Raw genomic sequence first — 15,150 nt, 5'->3', positions numbered from 1 at the left:
TTACTTGACGGCCTGGATCGCGGCGATCTTGTCGGCGCCAAATTCCTTGGCGAACTGCGGATAGGCCGTGGTCACCGCCTTGCGGAAGCTCTCGCCGTCGACCTTCTCGATCACCTGCATGCCATCTTTGCGCAGCTGCGCAATGCCCATGTGCTCGTCGTCATTGACCCTCTTGCGCTGGATGATGGCCGCCTTTTGCGCGGCCTCGACGAAGAGCTTCTTGTCGGCGTCCGACAGCTTGCTCCAGACCTTGGTCGAGAGGAGCAGGGCCGCGGGCGAATAGACATGGGCCGTCAGCGACAGGTGTTTTTGCACCTGGGAAAACTTCGACGACAGAATCACCGGGATCGGATTCTCCTGGCCGTCAACCGTGCCCTGCTGCAGGGCGCCGAAGAGCTCAGGAAAAGCCATCGGTGTCGGCAAGAGGCCAAAGGTCTTGTAGCCCTCCATGTGCACCTTGTTCTCCATGGTGCGCACCTTGAGGCCGCGGGCGTCGTCAGCAGTGTTGATGGCCCGCTTGTTGTTGGTCATGTGGCGAAAGCCGTTTTCCGTCCAGGCCAGGCCGATCAGCCCCTTGTCCGGCATCTTCTTCAGCAGGTCCTGGCCGATCGGGCCGTCCATGACCTTGCGCGCATGGTCGTAGTCGCGGAACAGGAAGGGGATGTCGACGATCTTGACCTCGGGCACGAAATTGCCGAGCGGACCCGTGGAAGTGTTGACCATATCCTGGGTGCCGAGCTGCACCGATTCGATCATCTCGCGTTCGCCACCGAGAGCCGAGGACGGGAAGTGCTGGCACTTGTAGCGGCCTTGCGTGCCCTTCTCCACCTCGTCGCAGAACGTTGTCGCGCCCACGCCGTAGTGCGAGTCCTTGGGCGGTGTGTAGCCGATCTTCAGAATGGTCTGGGCGCCGGCCGTGCCGGCGAGGGCCATCAGGAGGGCGGAGGCGGCGAGTACCGCGCGGGGAAGGAGGGAAGAGCGGGAACGTGAGGTCATGTTTGTCTCCATGAGAGGTTTGCAATGGGAAACCGAAGGAACGCAGCCGCGCCGCTTCTGTGGCGGCGTCGGCCGGGCGGGGAACGCGAAAACTCAGGTGATGCGGCGGATGCTGTCAGCAATCTCGTCGTGGTCGAAGACTTTTTTCCAGTCGTCGCGCATCAGGCGCGGCTTGCCGAAGGCAATCGCCTTGTTGCAGGCATCGGAGAACTGGCCCGGGATCTCCTTGAAGATCACCGCGCCCAGAATGGTCATATGGCCCAGCAGGAAGTCGCGGGCAGCGTCCTTGGGCACGCCGCGCGCCACCACCTCGTCCATCGCTTCGCGCATCACGTCGAGCAGCGTGGCGCAGACGGTTTCGGACAGGCCGGGCTCCAGCAAAGCCATCTGCTCGACCGTGAGGCGGTAGGAGCGCAGGATGGGCTGGTAGATCACCTTGGCCACCGCTTCGCCCAACGCGAAGTCCGCGTCCGTGCCCTGCATCAGCGCGCTGACGATGGATTGCTTGGCGTGCGCGCCGCCAAAAAAGTCGCGCCGTGCCTCGCTCGTGCTTTCGTCGTTGAAGATGGGCGGGTGGCAGGGATGGGCGACGAAGTAGACCAGGTCCGGCCGGTCCGGCAGGTGGCCGGCAAAGGGCGCGGCGGCGTCCAGCGTGATCACCATGGTGCCGGGCAGCAGTTTGGGCGAGATCTCGGCGGCGACCTTGCCGATCAGGGTGTCGGGGACGGCCAGGATCACCACCTGGGCGCCATCCAGCGCCGCATCGACCGAGACACATTCAAGGCCCAGCTCGTCCTTCAGACGCTGCCGGCCAACGGTGCCAACCTCGACATGACGCACCCGGTAGTCCGAGCCCTGCAGGTTCCTGGCCAGCCGAACCCCCATTTTCCCGCCCGCGCCGAACAGCGCGATTGTTGTCTTCATTACCAAGCTCCAGTCTGTTAGTGAGTGGGAGCACTCCCCTTCCAGGTGGAGAGCGCCAAGGAGGTGTGATGGTATGATGAGTACATCAGCACATCAACATGGGACTAACCCTAGGTCTTTAGTGAATGGGGCTTGGAGGGTTGCACGCTGCATTGCGCAGGAATGGCGGACGCAGGCACGCCGCGCCGGTGTGGCGCGGCCGTTGGATTGGCCATGCAATTCATTAATGGCTGCTCATTGCCCGTCGTTCAGGGGGCCAGAGGCATTTTTGGCTTGCAAAAATCCCCTGCAGGAGTCAGCTTCAGGCGCTGTTGCTCGTGATCCTCTGAAAACCCGAAAACCGGAGCCAGGACATGACAGAAGTCAGCGCCCACACACAGCCTACACGAACACTGCTCTGGCATATGCTCGAACCCATGAGTGCTACGGTGCCGGGCGGCCGTGAGCCGCGCCGCCCCACAGACGTCAGTGTGTGGGGCGCGGTGGAGCTCAAACGTTCATGATCGACACGGCCCGCGTGTTCAGGTAGGCCTCCAGAGCTTCCGGCCCGCCTTCGGAGCCGTAGCCGGAATCCTTGACGCCGCCAAAGGGCATCTCGGGCCAGGGCGCGGCGGGCTGGTTGATCCACAGCATGCCGACCTCCACGTTCTGCGACAGCGCGTGCGCATTCTTCAGTGAGCGCGTGAACGCGTAGCCCGCCAGACCAAAGGGCAAGCGGTTGGCTTCGGCGATGGCTTCGTCCAGCGTGTTGAAGCTGCGGATGGCCGCCATGGGGCCGAAGGGCTCGTCGTTGAACACCTTGGCGTCCAGCGGCACATCGGTCAGCACCGTGGGCGCCCAGAAGTTGCCCAGGTCACCGATGCGCTCACCCCCTGCTGCCACCTTGGCGCCGCGCTGTACCGCGTCCTGCGTGAACTCGGCCATGGCCGTCAGCCGGCGCGGGTTGGCCAGCGGCCCCATCTGGACGCCTTCGCCCAGGCCGTCGCCGACCTTGAGGCCTTGCGCGTGCTTGACCAGCGCCGCCGCAAAGTCGTTGCGTATGCTTTCATGCACCAGAAAGCGCGTGGGCGAAATGCACACCTGCCCGGCGTTGCGGAACTTGGCGCCGCCGGCGGCCTTGACCGCCAACTCGACATCGGCGTCTTCGGCCACGATCACGGGCGCGTGGCCGCCCAGCTCCATCGTCACGCGTTTCATGTGCTGGCCCGCCAGGGCAGCGAGCTGCTTGCCCACCGGCGTGGAACCGGTGAAGGTGATTTTGCGGATCACCGGGTGCGGGATCAGGTAACCCGAGATTTCGGCCGGGTTGCCGTACACCAGGCCGATCACGCCGGCCGGAATGCCCGCGTCGGCAAAGGCCTGGATCAGCGCAGCCGGTCCGGCCGGTGTTTCCTCCGGCGCCTTGACGATGATGGAGCAACCCGTGGCCAGCGCGGCCGACAGCTTGCGCACCGCCTGGTTGATCGGGAAGTTCCAGGGGGTGAAGGCGGCCACCGGCCCGACGGGGTCCTTCAGCACCAGCTGGCGCGTGGCCAGGTTGCGCGACGGCACGACGCGGCCATAGACGCGAAAGCCTTCCTCGGCAAACCACTCGATGATGTCGGCCGCAGCCATGGCCTCGACCTTGGCCTCGGCCAGGGGCTTGCCCTGCTCCTGCGTCAAAACCGCCGCGATCTCGCCGGCGCGCTCGCGCATCAGGCCCGCCGCCCGGCGCATGATCTTGCTGCGCTCGAACGCCGGAACCTTGCGCCAGGTTTCAAACCCCTGCTGCGCGGCCGCCAGGGCACGGTCCAGGTCGGCTTTGGCCGCATGGGCCACGCGGCCGATTTCCTTGCCGGTGGCCGGGTTGAAGACGGCCAGGCTGCGGCCATCGGCGGCATCCAGCCATTGGCCGGCGATGAACAATTGGGTATTGGGGTAGGTCATGAGATTCGGGTCCTGGCAATGTCAATGTATCTGGGGATAGCCATTGTCTGGCAATTCGATGCAGCATGCTTGACATGCTCAGCGCGCCCCGCGCAGCACGGGCCACAACAGAGCCCCCCAGATGCCGGATATACGACTGCAGGCGCTTCCCCGACAGCCAAAACTATCGGTCAACTTCTTGCTGTTGAGGGGGCATCCATATACAACAGGAAGCCGTCATTAGCCAAAGAAGGATGCCGATGACCATTGAAGACACACTCGTGGACGGACCTGAAGTTTGAAAAATAGCCGTAAGTCTCCAGCGTCAACGTTGCCAACAAGCGACTCATCGCCAGCAGACCGCTATATGTCAAGGGAGCGCACACCTTGAAGCTTAACGTCTAGCGTGAGTCGGCCCGAGAGCCACCACATGAAACGTAACTCATCTTCGCCGGGTAGCAATTCGCAAACTATGCGCCCCTCGCCGGCAACGCATTCAAACCGGTGGGTGCTGTACGGCTCCGGCTCCGGCTCCGGCTCCGGCTCTTCGGGGTATAGCTGGACGTGCGTACCACCAAGGCATTCAGTTCGTCGATTTCAGGGCAACGGTTCATGACGGCTAACATTCGGCGTCAGCCGCGCCCGCTTGCGGGCGTCGGTTGCACGCCGGGGTTAGGCAACGCCCATTTGCTTGCGATGACTTGTGCGAGAACAATCCGCCCCTCTTCAAGATTTCGTCGTTGATTCTGGGCCATCGCTTGAAAATCAGCTCCGAGCAGGACGTGAAATCCAAGCGGCGGCAAGCCTTCTTTGCGGATCTTCTCAGCCAGCGACACGAACCAGGCGCGCGCCGCATCAGTCGTGTCCGACCAGTTGGTCACCATGAACCCGGCAGCGTCGAGAAGCTTACGCAGCTCATCCGGCCGCACCAGGAAGCTCGTATCAGGCGTGCGCGCCCAAGGAACAGGAAAGAGAACGGGACCTGACGGGCCGGCGAGAATATCGTAGATTGCGAGCGTGCCGCCCGGCTTCAGAACCCGGTGCATCTCCCGGTACAGCCGGGACTTCTCCGGGATGTTCATCGCCACGTGCTCGGTCCAGACCACGTCGAACGACGCGTCATCGAACGGTAGATTGGTCGCGTCGCCCTGGCGATAGTCAACGAGGTCCGCGAGGCCGATCTTCGCGGTGAGCAACGCAGCGGCGCCGCAGTATTCCTCGGTGAGGTCGATGCCGGTGACACGGCAGCCGAACTCCTTTGCCAGGCATCGAGACGTCCCGCCGACACCGCTACCGACATCCAGCACACGCTTCGCCGCATCGAGGCCAGCAGCCCGCGCAAGCTCGAGCGTCGCCGCCCGGCCGCGGATATGAAATTCGTCGACCGGCGCCAAGTCCTCGAGCGTGAGGCGATTTGCGTCCTTACCCGCCTTTTCCAGCGCCGCGAGGATGATGTTCCCCAAATCGGAACGGGTGTAGTGTGTCTGGATTGCTTCGTTGACTCGAGTCGGTATGGACATGACCACTCCGTATGTTGACGCTGCCTAACGTAATGTATACCGCAAGGTGCTGCGGTATAACGTGGCAACTTGAACTAAAAAAACTGGCATCTACGCGTGTCTCACTTGGATAGTTTGCTCCATTAAAAATAGCGACAAACCCGGCAACTTTTAAGAAGTCGCTCGCTCTACATTTGCAGCGATTCTCGACCAAACTTTGTGGTTGGAACATCCTCCATTTGACGGAGGGTGCCGAAAGTCCGCGGTCGCTGTTTTGCGATTGTTCGTTGGTGCAAGTTGGCGGTTCACTTTGGGCGGCGGATTCAACCGGTCGATGCAACAAGTTGGCTCCACCCCTGGCGCGGTTTATTTATCGCCGCGCAGCCGCTCGATCAGCCCATTGAGCTCATCCATCGAGGAGAACTGGATCGCCACCTCGCCCATCTCTTCGTGCCGGCCGTTGCGCTTGACCTGCTTTTTGACGCGGACTTCGACCTCGGCCATCAGCAGGTCGGCCAGCTCTTCTTCGACGCGGCGGGTGTCACGCGATTTTTCCTTGGCGGCCTTTTGCGGCCTCAGGGAGAACTCGGCGCTGAGTTTCTTGACCAGGTTTTCCGTCTCGCGCACCGACATCTTTTTGGCCGAGATCTGGTTGGCCGCTGTGATCTGCGTGGCGCGGTCCAGGGCCAACAGAGCCCGGGCGTGACCCATGTCCAGGTCGCCGGCCATCAGCATGGTCTGCACCGGGTCGGCCAGGTTCAGCAGGCGCAGCAGGTTGGAGGCGGCGCTGCGCGAGCGCCCCACGGCCTGCGCCGCCAACTCGTGAGTGAGCCCAAACTCCTTCACCAGGCGTTGCAGGCCTTGGGCCTCTTCGAGCGGATTGAGGTCTTCACGCTGGATGTTTTCAATCAGGGCCATGGCCGCGGCCGACTCGTCGGGCACGTCGCGCACCAGCACCGGCACGCTGTCGAGCCCGGCGATTTTGGCGGCACGGAAGCGCCGCTCGCCGGCGATGATTTCATACTTGCCGTCGTGCGCACCGCTGTTCAGCCGTCGCACCAAAATCGGCTGCATGATGCCCTGCGCCTTGATGGATTCGGCCAGTTCGTACAGCGCGCCCTCGTCCATGCGGGTGCGCGGCTGGTACTGGCCGGGCACCATGTCGGCCAGGCGCAGTGTTGCCGGCAGGCCGGGACTGGTGGCGCTGCTGTTGGCGTTGTCCACGTCCCCTGATTCGCTGACCTTGGGCCCCAGCAGGGCTTCCAGTCCGCGGCCCAGGCCTTTTGGTTTTTTGGTGACCATGTCTGTCATTTCTTTCTTGAATACAAATCGAAGGGAGTCGCTTGCCGTGGCGTTGTGAAGCACTCGGGCATCACAAGCGCATCAGGCGCTGCAACTCGGTATAGGCTTGCGGCCAGTCGCCCAAGCCGCTCTCGGCATTGAGGTGGCCGCGTGCGCCGGCATCCATCAGCCCGGCACCCCACGCGGCCGCAAACCGGCGGGCGCGCTCCGGGGCGCAGAACGGGTCGTCGTTGCTGGCAAACAGCACAGTTCTAAAAGGCAGTGTCTGCAGCGGAATCGGCGACCAGCTCGGCAGCATCTCGCGCACACCGTCCTGCTCGACATCGGGCGGCGCCACCAGCAACGCCGCTTTCACGCGGTGCGTGTTGCGCGAGTGCGCGGCCCATGCCGCCACATGGATGCAGCCCAGGCTGTGCGCCACCAGTACGGCGGGCTCGTCACATGACAGCAGCACATCTTCCAGCCGCGCGATCCAGTCGCCCCGCAGCGGACGCTCCCAGTCATGCTGCTCCACGCGCGTGAAGCCATGGGCCTGCTCCCAGCGGCTTTGCCAGTGCTCGGGGCCGCTGTTCTGCCAGCCGGGAAGGATCAGGACATTACGGGAGTTCATGCGTTCAACGACTCAGTTTGACTCAATGTGGCTCAATGCGACTCGGCTTGCTATGTTTTTGATAGCTACAGGTGAAGTATGCAGGATGGATGTGGATGCTTTTATCAAGAGGCCGCCTCACATGCCCTTGATGCGCAGCACCATTTCCTCGGCAAACGTGACGAAGGCCTGCGCGCCTCGGGAGGACGGGTCGAACACCACACCAGGCAGGCCGTAGCTGGGCGCTTCGGCCAGGCGTACATTGCGCGGGATCACGGTGTTGAACACCTTCTCGGCAAAGTGTTCCTTGAGCTGCTCGCTGACCTGCTGCTGCAGCGTGATGCGCGGATCGAACATCACACGCAGCAGGCCAATGATCTGCAGGTCCTTGTTGAGGTTGGCATGCACCTGCTTGATGGTGTTGACCAGGTCGGTCAGGCCTTCGAGCGCAAAGTACTCGCACTGCATCGGCACGATCACGCCATGCGCGCAGCACAGGCCGTTGAGGGTCAGCATGCTCAGCGATGGCGGGCAGTCGATCAGCACGAAGTCATAGTCTTTTTCCACGGCATTCAGGGCCAGCTTGAGCCGCCGTTCGCGGCGCTCCACCTCCACCAGCTCGACCTCGGCACCGGCCAGCTCGCGGTTGGCGCCCAGCACGTCGTAGCCGCATTTCTCGCTGTGCACGCGTGCTTCCATGACAGAAGCCGACTCCAGCAGCACATCGTAGACGGTGAGTTCGAGCTTGCGCTTGTCCACCCCCGAACCCATGGTGGCATTGCCCTGCGGATCCAGGTCAACCATCAGCACACGCTGGCCAACCTTGGCCAAGCCCGCCGCCAGATTCACCGTGGTGGTGGTCTTGCCCACCCCGCCCTTTTGGTTGGCAACGCAGAATATTTTGGCCATCAGTAAGCCCCCACGCTTTTCACTGCGTGTAAGGCGCTGCCCCCCGAGGGGGCTAATTTTTCTAGGGGCAGCCCGTCGAAAAATTGTGCTGGGTGATCTTTTTTGGTTTTATGGTTCATTTGGAGACCGCGAGCTTGAGACCAAAGCCGATCAGGAAAACACCTGCCAGCTTGTTCAGGATGGCGGTGATTTTCGGGTTGGCGCGAATGCGTTCCGCAAGGTGATAGGTCAACATGACCGAGGTCAGGCCATACAGAAAAGTCAGGACGGCAATCGTCGCCGCCATCACGCCAAAGGTTTTCAGCCCCTGGTGCTGGGCCGGATCGACAAACAACGGGAAGAAGGCCATGTAGAAAACAATGGCCTTGGGGTTGAGCAAGGTGATCAGCAAGGCCTGGCGGAAATAATGACGCGGCTTGATTTGCAGGAGGGGTGCGTCGCCGGGCTTGGCGATCAGCATCTTGATGCCCAGCCAGGTCAGGTAAATGGCGCCCATCCACTGCACGGCATGAAAAGCCGTCGGGTAGGCGGCCATCACGGCGGCCACCCCAGCCACGGCCGCCCAGAGCAAGACCTGGTCGCCGGCAATCACGCCCAAGGTGGCACCCAGCCCACCCCGAATGCCGCCCTTGCCGGTCGAGGTGATCAGCGCCAGGTTGCCGGGCCCGGGAATCAGCAGAAACACAATGATCGCGACAACAAAAGCGCCGTAATCGGCAACGCCGACGAATGAGCCCAGCATGGAATTTCTCCGGAAGTAGAGGGCTTGAGTTTACGACAGGGGGTCACAGCGCCAATGCGAATGAACCTGTCTTTCGTGCCGCGCACAACGGCACGATGAAGAAAATCCCGCTCTTCAACCCTGCTGGGCCGGTCCTGCCGCAGCGTCCCGGCACCGCATCCAGACGATGCAACGCTCGGCCTCCAGCCCCGGCACCTGCAACTGTTCCACGTGAAACACTTCAACGGTCGGCGGCAAGGCGGCCAATTCTTCCGCTGGTTGCTTCCCCTTCATGGCCATCCACACGCCATGGGGCGCCAGTGCACCGCCAGACCATTGGGTGAAATCGGCCAGCGAAGCAAAGGCACGGGAACAGATCAGGTCAAACGGCTGGGTAAGGGTTTCAACCCGCGCATGCAAGCCCAGGAGATTTGGCAACTTGAGCGCGAGCGCCGCCTGTTTGATAAAGGCGGCTTTTTTGGCCACGGTGTCTACGCAGGTCACGGCAAGCGCGGGGCAGCAGATGGCCATCACCACACCCGGCAAGCCGGCGCCGGAGCCCACATCCAGCACACGGGCGCCCTGCCCCAACCCGGCATTTTGCAGATAGCGCCGCAAAGGCCCGATGGCCGCCAGGCTGTCGAGCAGATGGTGCGTCATCATTTCGGCCGGATCACGCACCGCCGTGAGGTTGTAAACCTGGGTCCATTTCGCGATCAGGTTCAGGTAGTCCAGCAACTGGCTGACCTGGTCATCGCTCAAGTCCAGCTGCAACTCCTGCAAGCCGGCCAGCAAAGTGGCCCGCAAGTCGTTTCCGGCGCCGACCATCAGGCTTGCGCCTGCTCGGCAGATGACGCCTCGGGTTTGACCGGAACGGCGTTTTTCCAGAGGTTCTTTTTCAGGTGAACCAGCAGCAGCGAGATGGTCGCCGGTGTGATGCCGGAAATCCGCGAGGCCATGCCCAGCGTTTCGGGCCGGTGCCTGGCCAGGGTTTGGCGCGCTTCAAAACTCAGGGCCGACACCTGCAGGTAATCAAGATCCGTGGGCAGCTTGAGGTTTTCATAGTGCGCAGCGCGCTCGACCTCGGTTTTCTGGAGGTCGATATACCCCGCATACTTGGCCGTAATCTCGATCTGCTCGATCACGCTTTTGGCCAGATCGTCGCTCGCGGCCGCTTCAGCCGCAAGTTCGGGGTTGGCATATTTGCCCTCCTCCAGCGACATCAGGCCGGCGTAGTTCACATCGGGGCGGCGCAGCAGGTCCAGCAGGTTGTATTCGCGCTCAATGGATTTGCCCAACACCCGCTCGGCTTCGGCCAGGGGCAGATTGTGCGGGTTGACCCAGAGGGAGCGAAGCCGCTCTGTTTCACGTGAAACAGCATCGCGCTTGCGGTTGAAGGCGTCCCAGCGGGCGTCGTCCACCAGGCCCAGTTCGCGGGCTTTTTCGGTCAGGCGCATGTCGGCGTTGTCCTCGCGCAGCATCAGGCGGTACTCGGCCCTGCTGGTAAACATGCGGTAGGGCTCGGTCACGCCCTTGGTGATCAGGTCGTCGACCAGCACACCCAGGTAGGCTTCGTCGCGCCGGGGCAGCCACGCCTCCTTGCCCTGGCACTGCAGCGCGGCGTTGATGCCGGCAAACATGCCTTGGGCCGCCGCCTCTTCGTAGCCGGTGGTGCCGTTGATCTGGCCGGCAAAGAACAGCCCGCCAATCGCGCGGGTTTCAAAGGTTGTCTTCAGTGCCCGCGGATCAAAATAGTCGTATTCGATCGCATAGCCCGGCCGCAGGATGTGGGCGTTCTCCATACCCGCCATCGAGCGCACCAGCTCATACTGGATGTCAAACGGCAGGCTGGTCGAGATGCCGTTAGGGTAGATCTCGTGCGTGGTCAGGCCTTCGGGTTCGAGGAAAATCTGGTGGCTTTCCTTGTCGGCGAAGCGGTTGATCTTGTCTTCCACGCTGGGACAGTAACGCGGCCCCACGCCGTCGATCTTGCCGGTGAACATCGGACTGCGGTCAAAACCGGAGCGGATGATCTCGTGGGTACGCTCGTTAGTATGGGTGATCCAGCAAGGCATTTGCCGGGGATGAGCGATCTTGCCGCCCATGAAGCTGAACACCGGAACCGGCCCGGCGGTTCCGCCCGGCATGCCATCGCCCGGCTGCTCGGTGCATTTGCTGAAGTCAATCGTCCGGCCGTCGATGCGCGGCGGTGTGCCGGTTTTGAGGCGGCCCTGCGGCAGCTTGAGCTCCTTCAGCCTGCTGGAGAGCGACACGGCCGGCGGATCGCCCGCCCGGCCCGCCGCGTAATTGTTGAGCCCGACATGGATCTTGCCGTCCAGAAAAGTCCCGGCCGTCAACACCACGGCGCGCGAACGGAACCGGATGCCGACCTGTGTGACAGCGCCCACCACTCGATCGCCCTCCACCATCAGGTCATCCACCGCCTGCTGGAACAGCCACAGGTTGGGCTGGTTTTCGAGTTTGCGGCGAATCGCCGCCTTGTACAGAATCCGGTCGGCTTGCGCCCGGGTGGCGCGCACGGCCGGGCCCTTGGAGCTGTTGAGAATGCGGAACTGGATGCCGCCTTCGTCCGTGGCCAGCGCCATCGCGCCGCCCATCGCGTCGACCTCCTTGACGAGGTGGCCCTTGCCGATGCCGCCAATCGAGGGGTTGCAGCTCATCTGGCCGAGTGTCTCGATGTTGTGCGAGAGCAGCAGGGTCTTGCAGCCCATGCGGGCGGAGGCCAGCGCGGCTTCCGTGCCTGCGTGGCCGCCACCGACCACGATCACATCAAATTCTTGCGGATAGATATAAGGCGATTGCATCACGCCTCCTTCAATAAAGCGGCCTTCAGGCCAGATGCCTGTACGCCATGGAGCTGCCCCGAAGTTGACGATGACCAGAGGGCCACGCCGGCCGCGGCTGGCACAGCCAGCGGCACATCAGGCCGCACGCTGCTTGCGCCCAGACCTGTTCCCGCCCCACCGGGCGAATGGTGAATTTTATCAGGCAGGCCCTTGTTCTGCGCTGCGTAATGGCATTTGAGCCATTCCTGCCGGCGCGCTGCAGCAGTGGCATTTGCTATGAATTCAATAGCAAATAACCCCCTATCTGTGCGTGTCTGCCCGTATTCATTGGCACAAGCGCCACAAAGGCCCCGCAGGCAAGGGACTGGCCGGCACGGAAATCGCCCCACCGCACCGCCAGGAGGCCACAAGCAGCCACAATAGCGGGCATGAAACTCCTCATCTTTGCCGGCAGCACCCGCCAAAACTCCTTCAACCGCAAACTGGCCCACGTCACCGCCGACATGGCACGGGCGAGTGGCGCCGAAGTCACCCACATCGAACTGGCCGACTTTGACATTCCAATGTACAACGCCGACCTTGAAGCCAAAGGCACGCCGCCCGACGTGATGAAGCTCAAGCAACTCATGTATGAGCATCCTGCCTGGATCATCTGCTCGCCCGAATACAACGCGAGCTATTCCGCCCTGCTCAAGAACACCATCGACTGGGCCTCCAGCCCGGTCAAGTCCGACCCGGCCTGGACCGACGAATTCAAGTTTTCACGCGGCAAGGTCGTCGGCATTCTGAGTGCCTCGCCCGGTGCGCTGGGCGGCCTGCGCTCGCAAAGCCACCTCGCCCCGCTGCTGCTCAATGTGCAGTGCTGGGTTGCCCCGTTCAATTTCGCGCTGGGCCGCGCGGGCGACGCCTTCGACGCACAAGGCAAGCTGGTCAATGACGCGCACCGCCAGAAGGTGCAGGCGGTGATTGACCAGGTGCTGTTTGCCAGCAGCCGCCTGGCAGGATAAGACGCAGGCATGGCCCCGCCAGCTAATTCCGGCCCATAGCCCCTCCTCCATGATGAATTGCCGACCCGGCTGCGGTGCCTGCTGCATTGCCCCATCCATCAGTTCGCCCATTCCTGGTACACCCGGCATGCCCGAAGGCAAGCCGGCCGGCGTGCGTTGCGTGCAGCTTGACGACGCCAATGCTTGCCGCATCTTTGGCCAGCCCGGTCGGCCCGCGGTCTGCGGGCAGCTGGCCCCCTCGGCAGAGATGTGCGGCACCGGGCGCACGCAGGCCCTGCTGTACCTTGCGCGACTGGAAACCCTGACCGCTCCGCAGTAAGCTTGCACCTCCCCCTCATCTTCTCACCTCCTCCCCGCAGTCCGGCCCCCGGCTCAGCAGCAGATACGGTATCTCCCCCCGCCCTATCCCCAAATCATTGAGTTCCCGCGCGCTCATGCCCTGCAGCTCGGCCGCCTGCCTGCGGTCATCGCGCTGACGCCAGAAGCGCGCGTGAAGGCGCAGGCGGGTCAGCGCCTGATTCAACAAAACAAAACCCGGCTTTAACAACATGGTGGCAACTCCTGTGATCGGGAAGTGCCCAATGGTGCGGCTTGTCGTGCTATTGTGGAAGTTGAATTTTCTGATGCAACCTATCAGGATTAATGATGCGTGAACTCAATCTGGACCAGCTGCGCACCCTCGTTTCCATCGCCGACCTGGGCACCTTCTCCGCCGCGGCACGGGCGCTGCATCTGGCGCAGCCCACGGTCAGCCTGCACATCAGCGAGCTGGAGGCCCGGCTGGGCACGCAGCTAGTGGTGCGCGGGGGCCGCAGCGTGGTGCCCACGGCGGCCGGTGCCGTGCTGGTCGAGCGGGCGCGGCGCCTGCTGCGTGACGCCGATGACGCTACCGATGCCGTCAAGCGCCATGTCGAGGGGCGGGTCGGCCGCGTGCGGCTGGGCACCTCCACCGGCATCCTGGTGCATTTGCTGCCGCGGGTGCTGGAGCTCATGGCGCGCGCGCACCCCGAGATCGACGTCGAGGTCAGCATTCTCGGCTCCAGTGAAGCCATGGAGCGCCTGGGCCAGGGCACGCTGGATGTCGGGCTGGTGGCCACGCCCCAGCCGGCGCGGCGCGAACTGCTGATGAGCCACTGGCGCAGCGACCCGATGATGGCCTTCCTCCCCGCGGGCTGGAAGGCGCCCAAGCGCATCACGCCGCCCTGGCTGATGGAAAAACCGCTGATCTTCAACGACTCGACCACGCACATGTACCGCCTGACCATGGAGTGGTTTGCCGCGGCCGGTCACACGCCCCGGGCGCGCATAGAGCTCAATTACAACGAAGCCATGAAAAGCCTGGTGGCAGCCGGTTATGGCGCGGCCCTGCTGCCGCTGGAGCAGGCGGGCGCTGCCGCCATTCCCAACGGCGTGCAGGTGCTGCCGCTCAGGCCCGCGTTGACCCGCCACACCGCCGTGGTGCACAGGCCGCTGGCAGCCCTTGACGGGGCCACGCGCAACCTGCTGCAGACGCTGGCGCAGTTCCGGCAAACTTGAAGCCCGACCGAGCGGCAGCACGCCAAACCACGGCGTGACCGACGCGCGGGAAGCAGGCACGCTGATGAAAGTTCAATTTCTGACAGTTGCACGTGCCGCACAGGCGTATCGTACAAAGCCAGGCCTTTTTAAAAACAACCCGCCAGGAGACAAACCCGTGAACATCCCATCCCTGAAAAAAACCGTCAGCGCCGAGGAATGGCAGTTGCGCTGCGACCTCGCGGCCTGCTACCGGCTGGTGGCCTTGTACGGTTGGAGCGACCTGGTGTTCACCCACATCAGCGCCAAGCTGCCGGAGGAGGTAGCGGGCCCCGGCGCGCACCACTTCCTGATCAACCCCTACGGCCTGATGTTCGACGAGATCACCGCCTCCAGCCTGGTCAAGGTCGACGGGCAGTGCAACAAAGTCATTGACTCGCCCTTCCCGGTCAACCCCGCCGGTTTTGTGATTCACAGCGCGGTGCATGACGCCCGGCCCGGCGCCGGCTGCGTGCTGCATACCCACACACGCGCCGGCGTCGCCGTCAGTGCGCAAAAGTGCGGTGTGCTGCCCATCAGCCAGCAATCGACCTTTGTGCTGGCGTCGCTGGCGTACCACGACTACGAGGGCGTCGCCTTTCGCGGCGAGGAAAGGCCGCGCCTGCAGGCCGACCTGGGATCCGCCAATTTCCTGATGCTGCGCAACCATGGCCTGCTGGTGGTGGGCACGACCATTGCCGATGCGTTTTTGAGCATGTACATCTTTGAAAGCACCTGCCGCATCCAGCTCGATGCCCAGGCCGGCGGCGAACTCATCACCGTCCATCCGCAAATCATCCAGGGCGTATCGGAAGCGTTGCGCGTGCAGACGGATGGCATGGGCGGCGCTTTTGCCTGGCCCTCGCTGATCCGCAAGCTGGAGCGGCTCGACAGCAGCTACCGCACGTAAGCAGCGCCCCGCCCGGCCTGGGCGCGG

The 15,150-nt window shown here is 63.1% G+C and carries 15 protein-coding genes; 4 read left to right on the top strand and 11 right to left on the bottom strand.

Annotated features, from left to right (window positions below):
* The 10 genes from AC1DS5_RS16495 to mnmG form a co-directional block, all read right to left on the bottom strand.
* A complete protein-coding gene (locus AC1DS5_RS16495) occupies positions 1-996 on the bottom strand; it encodes a TRAP transporter substrate-binding protein (RefSeq protein ID WP_477719327.1) in 996 nt (331 codons plus the stop codon).
* Positions 997-1,089: 93 nt separating this feature from the next.
* Positions 1,090-1,920 (bottom strand): phosphogluconate dehydrogenase C-terminal domain-containing protein, encoded by an 831-nt coding sequence (locus AC1DS5_RS16490; RefSeq protein ID WP_477719326.1) that lies wholly within the window; start codon positions 1,918-1,920, stop codon positions 1,090-1,092.
* Positions 1,921-2,409: 489 nt separating this feature from the next.
* Positions 2,410-3,846: an NAD-dependent succinate-semialdehyde dehydrogenase gene (locus AC1DS5_RS16485; RefSeq protein WP_477719325.1), complete on the bottom strand. Its 1,437-nt coding sequence runs from the start codon at positions 3,844-3,846 to the stop codon at positions 2,410-2,412.
* A gap of 611 nt (positions 3,847-4,457) precedes the next feature.
* A complete protein-coding gene (locus AC1DS5_RS16480) occupies positions 4,458-5,345 on the bottom strand; it encodes a class I SAM-dependent methyltransferase (RefSeq protein ID WP_477719324.1) in 888 nt (295 codons plus the stop codon).
* A 345-nt stretch (positions 5,346-5,690) separates the two neighbouring features.
* Positions 5,691-6,626, bottom strand: a complete 936-nt coding sequence (locus tag AC1DS5_RS16475) for a ParB/RepB/Spo0J family partition protein (protein WP_477719323.1) — start codon at positions 6,624-6,626, stop codon at positions 5,691-5,693.
* Positions 6,627-6,696: 70 nt separating this feature from the next.
* The gene (locus AC1DS5_RS16470; protein WP_477719322.1) at positions 6,697-7,236 is read right to left on the bottom strand and encodes an RBBP9/YdeN family alpha/beta hydrolase; all 540 of its coding nucleotides are present in this window, start codon (positions 7,234-7,236) and stop codon (positions 6,697-6,699) included.
* A 117-nt stretch (positions 7,237-7,353) separates the two neighbouring features.
* Positions 7,354-8,124 (bottom strand): ParA family protein, encoded by a 771-nt coding sequence (locus AC1DS5_RS16465; protein WP_477719321.1) that lies wholly within the window; start codon positions 8,122-8,124, stop codon positions 7,354-7,356.
* Positions 8,125-8,239: 115 nt separating this feature from the next.
* Positions 8,240-8,866 (bottom strand): LysE family transporter, encoded by a 627-nt coding sequence (locus AC1DS5_RS16460; protein WP_477719320.1) that lies wholly within the window; start codon positions 8,864-8,866, stop codon positions 8,240-8,242.
* A 114-nt stretch (positions 8,867-8,980) separates the two neighbouring features.
* A complete protein-coding gene (gene rsmG / locus AC1DS5_RS16455) occupies positions 8,981-9,673 on the bottom strand; it encodes a 16S rRNA (guanine(527)-N(7))-methyltransferase RsmG (RefSeq protein WP_477719319.1) in 693 nt (230 codons plus the stop codon).
* Positions 9,673-11,670, bottom strand: coding sequence for a tRNA uridine-5-carboxymethylaminomethyl(34) synthesis enzyme MnmG (mnmG, locus tag AC1DS5_RS16450; protein WP_477719318.1), 1,998 nt, complete (start codon positions 11,668-11,670; stop codon positions 9,673-9,675). Before mnmG ends, rsmG begins: the two co-directional genes overlap by 1 nt.
* Positions 11,671-12,080: 410 nt before the next feature.
* On the opposite strand from mnmG, the gene AC1DS5_RS16445 reads away from it, so the two are divergent.
* Positions 12,081-12,659, top strand: coding sequence for an NADPH-dependent FMN reductase (locus AC1DS5_RS16445; protein ID WP_477719317.1), 579 nt, complete (start codon positions 12,081-12,083; stop codon positions 12,657-12,659).
* Between the two features lie 52 nt (positions 12,660-12,711).
* On the top strand, positions 12,712-12,978 hold the full coding sequence (locus AC1DS5_RS16440; protein WP_477719413.1) for a YkgJ family cysteine cluster protein: 267 nt from the start codon (positions 12,712-12,714) through the stop codon (positions 12,976-12,978).
* A gap of 15 nt (positions 12,979-12,993) precedes the next feature.
* Here the strand turns inward: AC1DS5_RS16440 and AC1DS5_RS16435 are convergent, their stop codons facing one another.
* Positions 12,994-13,209, bottom strand: a complete 216-nt coding sequence (locus AC1DS5_RS16435) for a DUF1127 domain-containing protein (RefSeq protein ID WP_477719316.1) — start codon at positions 13,207-13,209, stop codon at positions 12,994-12,996.
* A gap of 95 nt (positions 13,210-13,304) precedes the next feature.
* Between AC1DS5_RS16435 and AC1DS5_RS16430 the strand changes: the two genes are divergently transcribed.
* Together AC1DS5_RS16430 and AC1DS5_RS16425 are read left to right on the top strand one after the other, a co-directional pair.
* Positions 13,305-14,195, top strand: a complete 891-nt coding sequence (locus AC1DS5_RS16430; RefSeq protein ID WP_477719315.1) for a LysR family transcriptional regulator — start codon at positions 13,305-13,307, stop codon at positions 14,193-14,195.
* Between the two features lie 157 nt (positions 14,196-14,352).
* A complete protein-coding gene (locus AC1DS5_RS16425; protein ID WP_477719314.1) occupies positions 14,353-15,123 on the top strand; it encodes a class II aldolase/adducin family protein in 771 nt (256 codons plus the stop codon).
* The last annotated feature ends 27 nt before the right edge of the window (positions 15,124-15,150 follow it).

Source organism: Polaromonas sp. P4_H1, from assembly GCF_056400945.1.
The sequence above is the reverse complement of the archived record's forward strand: the minus strand, read 5'-3'. Positions and strand labels throughout refer to the sequence as shown.

Coding starts and splice junctions, on each gene's coding strand:
- rsmG (WP_477719319.1), bottom strand. CDS start 9,673: ATGGTCGGCGCCGGAAACGACTTGCGGGCCACTTTGCTGGCCGGCTTG.
- AC1DS5_RS16470 (WP_477719322.1), bottom strand. CDS start 7,236: ATGAACTCCCGTAATGTCCTGATCCTTCCCGGCTGGCAGAACAGCGGC.
- AC1DS5_RS16465 (WP_477719321.1), bottom strand. CDS start 8,124: ATGGCCAAAATATTCTGCGTTGCCAACCAAAAGGGCGGGGTGGGCAAG.
- AC1DS5_RS16485 (WP_477719325.1), bottom strand. CDS start 3,846: ATGACCTACCCCAATACCCAATTGTTCATCGCCGGCCAATGGCTGGAT.
- AC1DS5_RS16475 (WP_477719323.1), bottom strand. CDS start 6,626: ATGGTCACCAAAAAACCAAAAGGCCTGGGCCGCGGACTGGAAGCCCTG.
- AC1DS5_RS16430 (WP_477719315.1), top strand. CDS start 13,305: ATGCGTGAACTCAATCTGGACCAGCTGCGCACCCTCGTTTCCATCGCC.
- AC1DS5_RS16460 (WP_477719320.1), bottom strand. CDS start 8,866: ATGCTGGGCTCATTCGTCGGCGTTGCCGATTACGGCGCTTTTGTTGTC.
- AC1DS5_RS16480 (WP_477719324.1), bottom strand. CDS start 5,345: ATGTCCATACCGACTCGAGTCAACGAAGCAATCCAGACACACTACACC.
- AC1DS5_RS16445 (WP_477719317.1), top strand. CDS start 12,081: ATGAAACTCCTCATCTTTGCCGGCAGCACCCGCCAAAACTCCTTCAAC.
- AC1DS5_RS16490 (WP_477719326.1), bottom strand. CDS start 1,920: ATGAAGACAACAATCGCGCTGTTCGGCGCGGGCGGGAAAATGGGGGTT.
- AC1DS5_RS16435 (WP_477719316.1), bottom strand. CDS start 13,209: ATGTTGTTAAAGCCGGGTTTTGTTTTGTTGAATCAGGCGCTGACCCGC.
- AC1DS5_RS16495 (WP_477719327.1), bottom strand. CDS start 996: ATGACCTCACGTTCCCGCTCTTCCCTCCTTCCCCGCGCGGTACTCGCC.
- AC1DS5_RS16440 (WP_477719413.1), top strand. CDS start 12,712: ATGAATTGCCGACCCGGCTGCGGTGCCTGCTGCATTGCCCCATCCATC.
- mnmG (WP_477719318.1), bottom strand. CDS start 11,670: ATGCAATCGCCTTATATCTATCCGCAAGAATTTGATGTGATCGTGGTC.